General features: G+C 72.3%; 16 protein-coding genes. 5 read left to right on the plus strand and 11 right to left on the minus strand.

The genetic code is table 11. The annotated features are described in order from the left end of the window. Nucleotides 1–204: 204 nt before the first annotated feature. Nucleotides 205–936 (minus strand): anti-sigma factor family protein, encoded by a 732-nt coding sequence (locus tag G6R24_RS11340; protein ID WP_163549219.1) that lies wholly within the window; start codon nt 934–936, stop codon nt 205–207. Then, nucleotides 933–1,742, minus strand: a complete 810-nt coding sequence (gene sigE, locus G6R24_RS11345) for an RNA polymerase sigma factor SigE (RefSeq protein WP_244957133.1) — start codon at nt 1,740–1,742, stop codon at nt 933–935. Before sigE ends, G6R24_RS11340 begins: the two co-directional genes overlap by 4 nt. Nucleotides 1,743–1,921: 179 nt before the next feature. On the opposite strand from sigE, the gene G6R24_RS11350 reads away from it, so the two are divergent. From G6R24_RS11350 to G6R24_RS11360, 3 genes are all read left to right on the plus strand, one after another. Then, complete coding sequence (locus G6R24_RS11350; protein ID WP_163549221.1) at nt 1,922–2,584, plus strand: O-methyltransferase; 663 nt, start codon at nt 1,922–1,924, stop codon at nt 2,582–2,584. Between the two features lie 164 nt (nt 2,585–2,748). After that, the gene (locus tag G6R24_RS11355) at nt 2,749–4,359 is read left to right on the plus strand and encodes a hypothetical protein (RefSeq protein ID WP_163549222.1); all 1,611 of its coding nucleotides are present in this window, start codon (nt 2,749–2,751) and stop codon (nt 4,357–4,359) included. A 63-nt stretch (nt 4,360–4,422) separates the two neighbouring features. Beyond that, nucleotides 4,423–4,782: a hypothetical protein gene (locus G6R24_RS11360; protein ID WP_163549223.1), complete on the plus strand. Its 360-nt coding sequence runs from the start codon at nt 4,423–4,425 to the stop codon at nt 4,780–4,782. A gap of 18 nt (nt 4,783–4,800) precedes the next feature. On the opposite strand, the gene G6R24_RS11365 is transcribed toward G6R24_RS11360, so the two are convergent. The 3 genes from G6R24_RS11365 to G6R24_RS11375 all read right to left on the minus strand — a co-directional run bounded on the left by G6R24_RS11365 (nt 4,801) and on the right by G6R24_RS11375 (nt 7,746). After that, complete coding sequence (locus G6R24_RS11365) at nt 4,801–6,672, minus strand: leucyl aminopeptidase family protein (RefSeq protein WP_225438398.1); 1,872 nt, start codon at nt 6,670–6,672, stop codon at nt 4,801–4,803. A gap of 76 nt (nt 6,673–6,748) precedes the next feature. Beyond that, a complete protein-coding gene (locus G6R24_RS11370) occupies nt 6,749–6,916 on the minus strand; it encodes a DUF3117 domain-containing protein (RefSeq protein ID WP_163549224.1) in 168 nt (55 codons plus the stop codon). Nucleotides 6,917–7,254: 338 nt separating this feature from the next. Beyond that, the gene (locus G6R24_RS11375; RefSeq protein WP_225438399.1) at nt 7,255–7,746 is read right to left on the minus strand and encodes a DivIVA domain-containing protein; all 492 of its coding nucleotides are present in this window, start codon (nt 7,744–7,746) and stop codon (nt 7,255–7,257) included. A 30-nt stretch (nt 7,747–7,776) separates the two neighbouring features. Here G6R24_RS11375 and folP point away from each other — a divergent pair, with 30 nt between their 5' ends. After that, nucleotides 7,777–8,667, plus strand: coding sequence for a dihydropteroate synthase (gene folP, locus G6R24_RS11380; protein WP_175084351.1), 891 nt, complete (start codon nt 7,777–7,779; stop codon nt 8,665–8,667). Nucleotides 8,668–8,720: 53 nt separating this feature from the next. On the opposite strand, the gene G6R24_RS11385 is transcribed toward folP, so the two are convergent. The 6 genes from G6R24_RS11385 to G6R24_RS11410 all read right to left on the minus strand — a co-directional run bounded on the left by G6R24_RS11385 (nt 8,721) and on the right by G6R24_RS11410 (nt 13,290). After that, nucleotides 8,721–9,323, minus strand: a complete 603-nt coding sequence (locus tag G6R24_RS11385; RefSeq protein ID WP_163549225.1) for an LOG family protein — start codon at nt 9,321–9,323, stop codon at nt 8,721–8,723. Continuing rightward, nucleotides 9,320–10,189 (minus strand): LOG family protein, encoded by an 870-nt coding sequence (locus G6R24_RS11390; protein WP_163549226.1) that lies wholly within the window; start codon nt 10,187–10,189, stop codon nt 9,320–9,322. Before G6R24_RS11390 ends, G6R24_RS11385 begins: the two co-directional genes overlap by 4 nt. A 63-nt stretch (nt 10,190–10,252) precedes the next feature. Then, entirely contained in the window at nt 10,253–10,975 is a 723-nt protein-coding gene (locus G6R24_RS11395; protein WP_225438401.1) for an O-methyltransferase, read from the minus strand. A gap of 94 nt (nt 10,976–11,069) precedes the next feature. Then, a complete protein-coding gene (locus G6R24_RS24100; RefSeq protein WP_163549227.1) occupies nt 11,070–11,354 on the minus strand; it encodes a hypothetical protein in 285 nt (94 codons plus the stop codon). After that, nucleotides 11,237–12,571 (minus strand): sensor histidine kinase, encoded by a 1,335-nt coding sequence (locus tag G6R24_RS11405; RefSeq protein ID WP_163549228.1) that lies wholly within the window; start codon nt 12,569–12,571, stop codon nt 11,237–11,239. The genes G6R24_RS24100 and G6R24_RS11405 overlap by 118 nt, the downstream gene beginning before the upstream one ends. Further along, nucleotides 12,568–13,290: a response regulator transcription factor gene (locus tag G6R24_RS11410; protein ID WP_163549229.1), complete on the minus strand. Its 723-nt coding sequence runs from the start codon at nt 13,288–13,290 to the stop codon at nt 12,568–12,570. The genes G6R24_RS11405 and G6R24_RS11410 overlap by 4 nt, the downstream gene beginning before the upstream one ends. 286 nt (nt 13,291–13,576) lie before the next feature. Between G6R24_RS11410 and G6R24_RS11415 the strand changes: the two genes are divergently transcribed. Continuing rightward, nucleotides 13,577–13,848 (plus strand): 4-hydroxyphenylacetate 3-hydroxylase N-terminal domain-containing protein (locus G6R24_RS11415; protein WP_276529337.1); only part of this gene is annotated, 272 nt, incomplete at its 3' end.

Genomic DNA, 13,848 nt, shown 5'->3' on the forward strand with positions numbered 1-13,848 from the left:
ACGACAACGACTGCGGCAACGGTTGCGAGAGGGAAAGCAACGACGCTCTCGACCGAACCGGACACGCCGGCGGAGATCACCTTCGCGCACTTCATGTTTCCGGCGCGTGCAGTCGATGTGAACAAAAAAAGAACGTCGCCGGCACAATGATCAGCACTGCGCGACAGGGACCTGCCAACATCAACAACGATTACTGATCAGCGATCAGCGACGGAACGACACCCGCATCGGCGAGAACATCGGGATCAGCCGCAGGGAGCCGCCGGCGGCCGGCCCGGGCGCGACCACGCTCGACACGGTCGGTACCGCCACGGACCCACCAGGACGTGTGCTCCCGCCGACATCCCCGACCGCGGTACCGGTCATGGCGAGCACCAGCAGGGCCGCGGAACCCAGCAGGGTCCGCCGCACGGTGGATCGGCGCGGTCCGGTGGGACGCGCCAGCAGCGGCCGGCGGCCACGTTCGGCCGGGTTCGGCCGCCGCGGCCCAGAACGACCGGCGATGTCGGGCCGCGGCGCGGAGCCTCTCGACCGGCTGACCATCGGCGGTGGCAGGGGCCGGTGGGAGCCCCGGGCTCGTCCGGCGGGCCGGTCGCGACGGACCGCCGGGCGACGGGGCGTGGCGACGCGCGCGACCCTGGTCGTCTCGGTGCCCGTCCCGACGCCCGACTGGCCTGCCGCGACCGGCCTGCTCGACGGCGGGTCGACGGGCGCCGCGGGTGGAACCGCGCCGAGACCACGCAGCCGCGCCACGAAGGCATCCGACATGGCGGGGTCGCGCAGTGTCACCAGCTGCGCCTTCAGCGCGCGCATCCGGATGACCTCGCGCTGGCAGGGATCGCAGCCGGCGAGGTGGGCGAGCGCTCGATCCCGGGCGTCGTGGTCAAGCTCGTGATCGATGAGTGGCGAGATACGGTCGCCGAGGTGCTCGGTCACGCGCGGCGCTCCGCCGGAGCACCACCCTTGCCACCGGATCGGACGGCGGCACGCCGCCGCCCGATCCGCGCACGACCATCATCACGGTCGCGCCGCGCGGCCGCATCCGCGCCGTACCGGTCGGTTTCCAGCCCGACGCCCGAGCGGGCGTCGTCAGCCCGAGTGACCGTGAACGTGGCGGCGTCCTCCGAGGAAGGGTCTCCCTGCGCCGTGGCGAGCAGAACATCCTCACCGGCCCGGGGGGCACGATCGGCGAGGGCCGCCCGCAGCATCGCCCGCCCGCGCGAGATCCGGCTGCGCACGGTGCCGAGCTTCACCCCGAGGGTCTGCGCGATCTCCTCGTAGGACAACTGCTCGATGTCGCAGAGCACGACGGCCGCCCGGAAGTCGGGTGGCAGCGCGGCGAGGGCCGCCTCGACATCCGCGTCGAGGTGTGCCTCGGCGTAGACGGCCTCCGGGCTCGCCTCACGACCGGCCAGACGCTCGGTGTCCTCCGGGAGGGCGTCGAAGCGGATCTTCTGCTGGCGACGCATCCGGTCCAGGAAGAGGTTCGTCGTGATGCGGTGCAGCCAGCCCTCGAAGGTGCCGGGGGTGTAGTCGGCCAGCGACCGGAACACGCGGACGAAGACGTCCTGCGTGAGGTCCTCCGCGTCATGGGCATTGCCGGTCAGGCGATAGGCCAGCCGGTAGACCCGGTTGCCATGCTCACGGACGACATCTTCCCAGGACGGGGGAACCCAGGCTTCTGCTGTGGCGGCGGCGGCGCCGGTGGCGTCACTGGCCGCCCCGGAGTCCTGCGCAGCCACGGCCGCCTCTCGGTCGGTTCGCGTCGAACGTACCCGACGGCCCGGCCATGGAGCGGCGAATCCCGCTGCGGACACCGTTGTATCTCCCCTCGGTGGTCGACCCACGATCCTCGACACGATGCGCGTCGATCAGATGAACGCGCATCTGTGCTGTCCCGTTCCCGTAGGCTGCGGATGTCATGCCCCAGACAGATATCGGCGCGCTGGGTTCGGCCGCCGCCTACGCCGAGGGCTTCCTGCTGGAAGACCCCATCCTTCGTGCTGCCCGCTCCCGTGCCGAGGAGGTCGGGATTGTTCCCGTCAGCCCGGGCGCCGGAGCGGTGCTGCGTTTCCTGGCCGCCGCGGCCGGCGCCCGCGCCGTCGTGGAGATCGGTACCGGTACCGGTGTGTCCGGTACCTGGCTGCTGCGCGGCATGCGTCCGGACGGAACACTGACCACGATCGACGTCGAGGCCGAGCATCTTCGGTTGGCCCGCCGCACCTACGCCGACGCCGGGATGGCACCGGGTCGCTCGCGACTGATCACCGGCCGCGCCCTCGATGTGCTGCCCCGGCTGACCGACGGCGCCTACGACCTCGTCTTCTGCGACGCCGACCGGCGCGAGGGCAGCGAGTACCTCACCCAGGCCCTGCGTCTGCTGCGCCCCGGTGGCGTCGTGGTGTTCGCCGGGGTACTGGCCGACGGTCAGGCCGCCGACCCCGCCGTGCGCACCGTCGACGCCATCGCCGTGCGCGAGCTCGCCACTGCCGTACGCGACGACATCCGGCTCACCCAGATGATGCTGACCACCGGCGGTGGCCTGCTCATCGCGGTGGTCGCGAAGTCCTCCCCGCTGAGCTAGCCGCCGCGCCGTCGGCGCCGCATCACAGGCCGGCCACCGGGCAATCCGCTGGCGCACGACGGCGACGCATCCGATCATCTAGGGAAGCGCCTAGTCCGGGGGAATGCCGGCACAAGCGCGTAGTGTGCCCGTCCAGCGGGACATTTCGACGCAATGGGGAGTGGATGGCACCGGCCGCGCGGGAAGACCGGCGCTACGAGGATTTCGGCGGGTACGCCGGCCATGGCGCCAACACCGCGGCCCACACCTATCCCCACCACCAGAGTGCTCCTCGCTCACGTGACGGCCGTCACTCCCAGGCCGCTGACGGGCCCTCCGATCACGACCGTTTCGATGATCGATACGGCCATGACCAGCTGCCCGACAGCTACCCGGAGGAGTATCCCCCCGCCTACCCCGCCGAACCCCGTCCGCGCGGTGAGCCCGCTCGCAGTGGCGCGCCCCGCCCGTCCTGGGGCGGCGCCGACGGCGACGCGCGGCCCGGTCAGGAACCACGGCCCGGCCGTGATCAGCGGTCTGCTCCGGACCGCTGGGACGGCTCCGCGGGCGCCCACCGGGACGACTATGACCGTCCGCACCATCCCGACCGTGCGGACCGGGCGCCCGCGAACGGAGCAGGCGCCACCCGCGGGCGTGCCCGTCCCGGCGGTGACTGGTCGCCGGCCGCGGACGCGGCGAGCTACCCCGGCACCCACCGCCCCACCGACCGCCGCCCGGCCGAACGCCACCGCGGCTACGCCGACGACCACCGGTACGACGACACCGGCCAGTACGGCCAGTACCTCGAGGACGGCCACCTCGACGACCGGTACCCCGACGCCTCACGCCACGACGACGACTACTCGGACGATCACGACGCACCGACCGGCCCGCAGCCGTCGTGGCAGCCCGGCGGATCGGCCCATCCGAGCGGCGCCGCCCCCTACCGCCCTCGCGCACCACTGACCGCGACCGGTGGCGCCCCCGCCACCGGCAGTCGCGGCGCCACTGGCAGCAGGAGCACCGGCAGCAGGAGCACCGGCGGTCGCGGCACCGCCGGCAGCAGGGGCGGCGTCGGTGGGCACGACACTCTTGGCGGGCATGGCGCGCACGGCACCCCGGGTGCGCGTGCGGGCGCGGCTGGCCCGGTGGCCGATGACCGGGAAAGCCTCCTGCCGTATGTCATGATCGTGCTGGTCGTGGCGCTGGTCGCCGGCACCGCCGGGTACGTGTTGAACCGGCTGGTCGGACCGTCCCACCGCCAGCACTCCGGGGCGCCGGCCGATCCGGGTGTCCTCCCCGCGGACACCCCGACCTCGGTCGTGAGCGCTCCCGCCACGGGCGTGGGCACCCCGACCTCAGCCACGGGCGGTGCGGCCGCCGGTGAGGCCGCCAGCGGGCTGACGGCCGAACAGGTCGCGCTCAGGCTGCGGACGGCGGGGCTGCCGCTGCGCACCACCGCCATCTACACGGCCGCCACCGATCCCGATCACCTGCTGGGCACGACCGGCGGCTACACCAGCCGGGTGGCCTTCCGCGATCCGCGGGTCGGCTCGAACGAGGTCCAGGGCGCCCCCGCGGGCGCGATCGAGCGCGGCGGGGCGATCGAGGTCTTCTCGGACGCGGCCGCCGCCGAGCGACGCGCCCGAACGCTGCTCACCGTCACCGCCGAGCATGATCTGGTGACCGAACATGTGTATCGGCGGGCGGACATCGTCCTGCGGGTGTCCCTGGCGCTGACCGACACACAGGCCAAGGGCTACGAGACGACCCTGGCACGGCTGCCCGTCGGCTGATCCGGGTAACCGGGCGACCGACCGCCCGGTTACCCGGCCGGCGGCGCGGGAGAGGATGGCAGCATGGACATTCGCGCGTTCTACCGGGCGGACCCCCGGCGGCAGTCCTCGGTGGAGGTCCCGTTCGGCGACGGCTGGACGGACCATGAGGACAGCCACAGCACCTACCGGCTGAGCTGGGTCGCGGACACCGGCGAGATCTACGCCGTACGCGAGCCCCATCCCGGCGGCATCCTCGCGCGTTACCTCGACCAGCTCGACGTCGACCAGGCGGACGTCAGCGCCCTACGAGTGGAGATCCTCGCGGTCGCCAACCGGGACACGATCGAGGCCGGCCTAGCCGGCTGGCCGGCCGTGATGTCCGAGCACGACAGCCTGCGCTGGGTCCGCACCCAGCTCGCCGCCCTGCCCGCCGCACCGTAGGCGGGCGGGAGCGCCGGCTCAGCCGGCCGGCGCGGGCTGAGCCGGCGCCGGCTGGACCAGGGGTGAGGTGAGCCAGGCGAGCAGGGTACGGACTCCCCAGCCGGTGCCGCCGCGGCTGATCTCGCCGTCGTCGGCATCGGCGCGGGCGGCGCCGGCGATGTCCAGATGGGCCCAGGGGACGCCGCCGACGAACTCACGCAGGAAGAGCGCGGCGACGATCGATCCGGCGCCCACGTCGAGGGCCCGGCCCATGTTCGTCAGATCCGCCACCGTCGAGTCGAGCGCGGGCCGGTACTCGTCGGTCAGCGGCAGGCGCCACACCTGCTCCCCGACGGTGTCCGCGGCGGCGGACAGGGCGGCCGCGAGCGTGTCGTCGGAGCTGAACAGCCCGGCGGTGCGCCGACCGAGCGCCACGGAGATCGCGCCGGTGAGCGTCGCCAGATCGACCAGGACGTCCGCGCCGAGTTCACCGGCCGCGTAGGCGAGCCCGTCCGCGATCACCAGCCGGCCCTCGGCGTCGGTGTTGAGCACCTCGACAGTCGTCCCGCCCCAGCAGGAGATGACGTCACCGGGACGCATCGCCTGTGCGCCGATCATGTTCTCGGCCAGGCAGAGCAGACCGGTGACCCGGCCCTGGACGCCGAGGGCTGGCAGCGCCGTCATCGCGCCGAGGACCGCCGCGGCCCCGGCCATGTCGGTCTTCATCGGGATCATCGAGACGGCCGGTTTGAGTGAGAGCCCACCGGAGTCGAAGGTGATGCCCTTGCCGACGAGGACCCGATGCCCCGGTGTCACGCCGTCGGCGCCCGGCGAACCCCCGGCGGCCACCCCGGCTGGACCGTCGTACTCGACGCGGACGAGATACGGCGGGCGCGGCGAGCCCCGCCCCACCGCGCTGAGGCCACCGAAGCCCTGCTCGGCGAGTTCCGCCGGCCCGAGCACGTGCGCGGTGAGACCCGCGGCGACGGCGATCCGCACGGCCCGCTCGGCCAGCCATTGGGGCGATTTCACCAGACTCGGCGTGTTCACCAGATCCCGGGCGATCCACACCGATGTCGCCACCGCCCGCGCGGCCCGCAGCGCCTCCTGGGCTTCGGGGTCGTCCGTGAGGCCGGCGCTGAGCACGACGACCTCACGCAGTCCCCCACCGCCGGCGGCCCCCGCGCCGTTCGTCTCCCCCGCGCCGTTCGGTGACCCGGAGCCCAGCGCCGCGCCCGCGTCCGTCTCGGCCGCGGGCGGGTCGTCCACAGCCGCGGACGGGTCGGCGCGGGCGGCAGCCCGGTCGAGCAGGCCGGCGACGCGATAGGCGCCGAGCGCCACCCCTTCGGCGAGCGAGCGCAGCCCGTCGGAGGTCAGTTCGGAGCCCGCGACCAGGGCGAGGCGAGCCACGGAGCCCGACCGGCGGGCCAGTGCGGCGCCCACCGCGCGCCAGTCCGCCGCACGACCCGCACCCACACCCACGACGAGCAGGCGCCGCGGCCGGGCGGTGCCCTCGGCCGACTCCCCGGGCGGGACGGTCAGCGGCACGACCAGGACCGACCCCGCGTCCGCGCGCAGCGACTCGGACTCGATCAGCGCGTCCAGCCGAATCCCGAGATCGCCCACGGCCTGTCCGATGGCATCATCGAAGCGCGGCCCGTCCGCCCCGGCGGCCAGGACGACGGCGACAGCGCCAACGACACCATCACCGGCGTCATCGCCACCCGTGGCACCGGCGGCACCGACCGGCCCGGAGCGCAGCACGACGGTGGGAAGCGGTGCGGTGAACTCGCCGACCGGCGAGGCCGACGGCCCTGCCTCCGGCGCCGCCGGCTTCGACGTGACCGACGCCGACCCGATCATCCGACGTGCCCCCTCATGCGGCGTGCCCATCGTGCGGCGTGCCGTCATGCGATGTGCGCCGTCATGCGACGGACCCTCCCTGACACCGGACTCCCCTCGCCGCCGCGTGACGCGGCGGCGTGCGCTAGCTGATCACGGTCTTGAGCGCTTCCCCCAACGCACCTGCCTCATCGGCGGCGAGTTCCACAACGAGCCGACCGCCCCCCTCCAGTGGGACACGCATCACGATGCCGCGCCCCTCCTTGGTCACCTCGAGCGGACCGTCACCCGTCCGCGGCTTCATGGCCGCCATCGGTGCACCTCTTCCTGCCGTCGGACCTGCGTCTGACGTCGATTATCCCGTAGACCCGACCGCAACCCGAAACACGCCTCCCCGCACAATCACAACGGTCACCGGTGTCGACCGCAGAAGGTGGGCATCCGGTGTCGAGTACCGAGCGACCAACCACGATCACAACACCCATATCAACACTCTGCTATCGCTCGACTCCGGAAGGAGACGGATCGTCCTGTGTCTCCTCCACGACACCAGCCGGACCGTGGGCGGTACGGGTGCCGCGGGTGCCAAGAGCGCCCAAGGGGGCGGCGGGGTTGGGAGAGGAACCCGCATCGGGGGTACCCGTGATGCCGTCACCACCGAGGGCGTCGTCGGCGCTCGGAGCATCGACGATCGGAGTGTGGACGCCCGGGGGGGTGGACGTCCGGAATGTGGACGTCCGGGGTGTCGACCGGCGCGGCGGCCGACCGTGGCGCGTCCCGGGTCGTGCCGATCCGGGCGAACGACGCGAGGCGGACGAGCTCCTCGTCACGGCGGGCGATCTCGTCATCGCGCCAGGCCAGCTCCTCGGCCAGGCGCAGCAGGACGGCATCCACCTCGGCCATGTGGTAGCCACGCAACGCCACCGCGAACCGGGTGTGCGCGACATCGGCGGCCGTGACGGCACCACCCGCGGGCAACCCGACCGAGGAACTGTCGGGCGCGGCGGGATCCATCCGGTCGAATCGCCCGACGGCCAGAGCGGCCACGGTGAACACGACCGCGATGACAATGACGATCTCGACGGCGAGCACCACGCTGTCGATCGTGCCACGACGCCCGTCGGCCAGCCGCGTCCACCCCACCTGATCTGCCCGATCTGGCAGGCTGGCCGGATGGATGGCGAAGTGGTTCGGGGCCAGCGGCCGTTGCGGCTGGGGCGGCGGGTGTTCGCACCGGCCGAGCTTGTCGTCATGGCGATCGTGAACCGAACGCCCGACTCCTTCTTCGATCGCGGGGCGACCTACGGCGAGGCCGAGGCACTCGCCGCCGTTGACCGGGCCGTCGCCGACGGCGCGGGGATCATCGATGTCGGCGGGGTGAAGGCCGCCCCCGGCGAGGAGGTGGACGCCGCCGAGGAGCTGCGTCGGATCGGCGGCTTCGTCGCGGCGATCCGGGCCCGACACGCCGACGTGGTGATCAGCGTCGACACCTGGCGGGCCGAGGTCGGCCGCGTGGTCGCCGGCGAGGGCGCCGACCTGCTCAACGACGCGTGGGGTGGGGTCGACCCGGACCTCGCCGCGGTCGCCGCCGCCCAGGACATCGGCCTCGTGTGCACCCACGCCGGACATCTGCCGCCACGGACCCGCCCGCACCGGATGACCTATGAGGACGTGGTCGCCGACATCGTCACGACCACGGTGGGACTCGCCGAACGTGCGGTGGCCCTGGGGGTCCGCCCCGATGCGATCCTCGTGGACCCCGGTCACGACTTCGGCAAGAACAGCCGCCATTCCCTCGAGGCGACCCGCCGCCTGCCCGAGATGACCGCCACCGGCTGGCCCGTCCTCGTCGCCATGTCGAACAAGGACTTCGTCGGCGAGACCCTCGACACCGGCGTCGACGGGCGACTCGAGGGCACCCTCGCCGCCACCGCGGTCAGCGCCTGGCTCGGCGCCCGGGTCTTTCGCGCCCACCAGGTCGCGGCGACGGTGCGCGCCCTGCGGATGGTCTCGGCGATCCGCGGCGACACCGACCTCGCCGTCGCCCGCCGCGGCGTCGTCTGACCAGCCGCCCGGCCGAACCAGCCGGTCATTCCGCCCGGCCGGTCGTGTCCGTTCTACTCGCCTTCGACGATCTCGGCGGCGGTGGGCGACGGCGGGGCGACGGCCGTCGTACTCCCGCTCGCGCCGGCTTCCAGCAGGTCGAGCGCCTCGTCGACGTCGCCGGCCCAGTGCACCGTGTCACGCGCGGCCGGACGGACGAAGCCACCGGCGACCAACGAGTCGACGAGAACGCGCAGGGGCGCGAGGACACCCGTCGGGTCGAGCACGACGACCGGCTTGGCATGCAGGCCCAGCACCCGCGCCACCCAGATCTCCAGGAGTTCCTCCAGCGTGCCGAGGCCGCCGGGCAGCGCGAGGAAACCGTCGGCGCGGTCGTCCATCAGGCCCTTGCGTTCGCGCATCGTCGCGGTGACGATCAGCTCGTCGGAGTCGGTGTCGGTGACCTCCATCGCGTCCAGCACCGTGGGAATGATGCCGATCGTGCGCGCCCCGCCGGCCCGGGCGGCTCGCGCCACCGCCCCCATGGACGACACCGATCCCCCACCGGAGACCAGTGTGTGACCGCGCCGCGCGATCCGCGTTCCCACCTCGGCCGCGAGCTCCACATGGACCGGGTCGATCCGTGTCGACGACGCGCAGTACACGCACACGTTCACGGCCGTCCGCGCTCCCCTGGCTCCGCCGCCGGTTCCGTGGCTGGCTCCGTGGCTGGTGAGGTGGCGGCGCCGTGGCCCGCCCCGGAGGTGCCGGCCACGACGATCCGCACCGCCTCGTCCACATCGTCGGTCACCGCCATCATGTGCAGGTCCGCCTCCTTGATCAGCCCCGCGGCGAGCACCGTCGAACGCAGCCAGTCGAGCAGGCCCGACCAGTAGGCGGAGCCGAGCAGGACCACCGGGAACCTGGTGACCTTGCCGGTCTGGACGAGGGTGAGGGCCTCGAACAGCTCGTCGAGGGTGCCAAGCCCGCCCGGCAGGATGACGAACGCCTCCGCGTACTTGACGAACATCGTCTTACGGACGAAGAAGTAGCGGAAGCTGACGCCGAGGTCCACCCAGTCGTTGAGCCGCTGCTCGTAGGGCAGTTCGATGCCAAGCCCCACCGAGAGCCCACCGGCCTCCTGCGCGCCGCGGTTCGCCGCCTCCATCACCCCCGGGCCACCGCCGGTGATGACGGCGAAGCCGGCCCGGGCGAGAGCCGACCCGAGCCGCTGGCCGACCTCGTAGACCGGATCGTCCGGGCGGATGCGCGCCGACCCGAAGACCGTCACCGCCCGCGGCAGTTCGGCCAGCAGCCCGAACCCCTCGACGAACTCGCTCTGGATGCGCAGCACCCGCCACGGATCGGCGTGTACGAATCCGGACGGGCTGCGGGTGTCGAGCAGCCGCTGGTCAGTGGTCGACCGTTCGACCTGACCCCGCCGCGCCACCACCGCCCCCCGGATCTGCTCCGGCGGCGGATACCGCCGCTCCCGCCCACCCGAAAACTCCGCGCCGGCGGTCGGACTCTCAGACCCTGTCACCCCGGCACCATAGGCCAACCAGAGGTGGGAACGCGGCGGCGGGTGGGCCGTCCGGGCCGGCGGTCAGTGGGCGCGGACGCGGGCGAGCGTGAGGCCGTCGGCGAAGGGCAGCATCACCGTCTGGAGCCGGTGGTCCGCCGCCAGCCGGGCGTTGAACCGCCGCATGGCCGCCGGCTCCGCCCCCCGCGCTCGACCGCGGGCCGCCTTCCCGTGGAGCAGGACGTTGTCGACGACCAGCAGACCGTCCAGCCGCATTCGTGGCAGCAGCAGATCGAGATACTCCTGATAGGAGACCTTGTCCGCGTCAATGAAAGCGAAATCAAAGGTCGGCTCCGCCGGAAGTGCGGAAATCGTCTCGGCCGCGGGACCAAGCCGCAGCTCGATCCGGTGACCCACACCCGCGCGCGCCCAGTACTTCTCGGCGATCGAGGTCCACCGCTCACTGATGTCGAGACACAGCAACTGGCCGCCGTCGGACAGGCCACGTGCGATGCACAGCGACGAGTATCCCGTGAAGGTGCCGACCTCGATAGCCCGCGTCGGACGCGCGCTGGCGACCAGCGTGGTCAGCAGGGTGCCCTGGGCATGCGGCACGAGCATGCCCGCCGCCGGGCCGAGGGCCTCGGTCTCGCGAGCCAGCTCGACGAGCACGGAATCCGGCGCCGAGGACGACTGGATCGAGTACTCCCGGACCCGCCGCGCGACGAACCTGGACTTGTTCCGCATCACCCGAATGGTGAGCGCCCTGAGATACAACCGCCGCAGCCAGGAATTCACATCAGCCACCGAAACCGCCTCCACCCGCTCAGGATTAATCCGGCGAGCGCCACGGTATGCGGTTGGCAATGGTGTTCGCCCACGCTCAGCAGGCAGGAAAACGTCAGGAACCTGTAAAGATCATGGCGGGTTTCGAGGTGTCCGGGACGGGCGTACCCGCGGTCTGTTCCCGCCCGGCCGCCAGTTCCACCACCGCCAGCAGCCCGCCGGAGGCGCTCCGTGCCAGGCGCACCCGTCCACCATCGGCCGCGACCAGGGTGGCCACGATGGTCAGGCCGAGCCCGGACCCACCCCGATCCGCGCGCCGGACCTCGGCGGACGCGGGATCTCGGGCCGCACCGGCGGTGCGGTAGCGGATGAGGGCATGTTCCCGCTCGCTCGCCGACATGCCCGGCCCGTCATCAGCGACGGTGACGCGTACCGTGGCGGGCTGGACCGAACGGCCACCGATCCACCTCGTGGGCTGGCGGCAAGCGCGTTGCAGACCAGGTTGTCGAGGATCTGCTCGAGATGGCCGGGGGCCGCCAACGCCAGCAGACCCGCGCCGACGTCCGGCGCCTGCGGTGGGTGCAGGTCGCAGCTGAGTTCGACCCCGGCGTCGGCCGCCGCCGGCAGCCACGCGACCACGCGGTCCTCGATCACGGACGCGACGTCCACCAGGTCGAGCGCGGCCGGGGCATGCTCGGCCCGCGCGACGGCGAGCAGGCCATCCACCAGCCGGGCCAGCCGGGCCACCTCGGTGAGGACACCGTTCACCTCGCCGGCCACGGGTCCGTCCACGTCCTGCGCCAGCAGTTCCAGCCGCAGGCGCATGGCGGCCAGCGGTGTGCGTAGCTGCTGGGAGACGTCTCCCAGCAAGGTGCGCTGCCCGTGGACGAGCGACTCGATCCGCGCCGCCATCTCGTCAAAGGCCCCGGCGAGGGCCCGCACCTCACTCGGGCCCCGCACCGTCCGCGCCCGGGTCGCCAGCCGACCCTGGCCCAGCGCCTGCACCGCCTGCTCCACCCGGCGCAGGGGACGCGCCACCCAGCGGGTGAGGGCCAACGCGGCGACCAGAGCACCGAGCGCGACGACACCTCCACCAATGGCGATCATCGCCCAACGCGAACGGGTCTCGGCCCGCAGCGGTGCGTCCGACCGTCCGACGACCACGACGCCAAGCACCCCGGCGGCGCCGCGCACCGGCGCCGCGGCGACGAACCGGCCGCCGGAGACCGAGATGGGGTAGCGCAGCCGCTGCTCGTCCCGGACGACCTCGCGCAGCTCCAGCACCGACACCTCGGTCGGTCGCCCGCTTCCGGCGACCAGCCGCCCGGTCCGGTCGTAGAGCTCCACCGTGTCCGGCGCGCCGGTGCGGCCCCCGGTGGTGTCCCGCATCGGATGCGGAAGCAGGGCCGTGGACAACGACCCGGCGCCGGGATCACGCGCGGGTGTCCGCCGGAGCACTCCCTCCACCTGGCCCGCGTACACGTCGGTGTCGGCCATGATGCGCAGGCAGAAGATCCGCCGATCGTGGGCGGCGATCCGAAATCCCAGCGGGATGCACAGTCCGATCAGGGTCACCATGGTCAGTGCCAGGAACGCGGCGAAGATGCGCCGGCTCACCGGTGGCCGCCGGTGGGCGCGGTCGTGGGGTCGACCCGGCGGAACCCGACGCCGTACACGGTCTCGATGTACCGCCCGGGGCTGAGCTTGCGCCGCAACGCCCCGACATGGACGTCGAGGGCCCGCGAGGAGCCGAACCACTCGCCCCACACCGCGGCGAGGATCTCCTCCCGACGCAGCGCCCGACCGGGATCGTGGGCGAGGCACGCCAGCAGGTCGAACTCCTTGGCCGTCAGCGCGACCGGACGTCCGTTCAGATGAACCTGCCGGCTGCGCAGGTCCACCGCGATCGGGCCGTGGCGCAGGATCTCGTTCCCGCTGGCCGCGGCCGCCGTGGCCCGGACCGCCCGACGACGCACCGCCCGTATCCGCGCCAGCAGTTCGGCCAGCCCGAACGGCTTGACCAGATAGTCGTCGGCACCGAGGTCGAGGGCGCGGACACGGTCCGCCTCCTCGGCGCGGGCCGTGATGACGATGACCGGGCTGTCGGTCAGACCGCGCAGGCGCCGGCAGACGTCGTTACCGTCCAGATCCGGCAGGCCGAGATCCAGCAACACGAGATCGGGCGGGTCCGTCGACGCCGCCTGTTCGAGGGCGGACGCGCCATCAGCCACGAGGATCGCGGTGTAACCGGCACGACGCAGACTTCTCGTCAGCAGACGCCCCAGGGACACGTCGTCCTCGACCACCAGAACGCGCGCCGCCGGCGACCGCACCATGGGGCAACGTTATGTGTTCGACCCCGGCCGACCCGGGGCATCCCGAATTTCTGGCAGCAATTCTGGCAGCAATGTCGATCGGCAAACGCGTTTGCCCTTGTATGTCCCTTTTCACCTCTTTCACTTTTCCCACCAAAATCCCATCGACACCTCAAGGGGGGTCGAACTCCGCTACTCTTGCGAAGCAACAGGCATGCCACTGTGCGGTCCGCGGTCCCGGCACATTGATTCCAGAGTCGCTGGTACGACATCAAGCCACCAACCAGGTCCGGGGGGACACGGGGAGATGGGCACACGATCCGGGAAAGACTATCTTGACGGGCTTACTGGCGATCGTGAGGTGTGGCTCGGTGGGGAGCGCATCAAAGACGTCGCGAACGACCCGCGAACCGCTGGTGCGGCCACCATGCTGGCCCGCCTTTACGACCTTCAGTTCGATCATCCGGAAAAGCTCCTGCGCCTGGATCCGGTTTCCGGCGAGCAGGTTCCCGTCACCCATCTCATTCCGCGGTCGGCCGCCGATCTGGCAACCCGGCACGACGCGCTGGCCTGCATAGC

Origin of the sequence: Candidatus Frankia nodulisporulans, from assembly GCF_902806475.1 — a bacterium.
Taxonomy (GTDB): domain Bacteria; phylum Actinomycetota; class Actinomycetes; order Frankiales; family Frankiaceae; genus Frankia; species Frankia umida.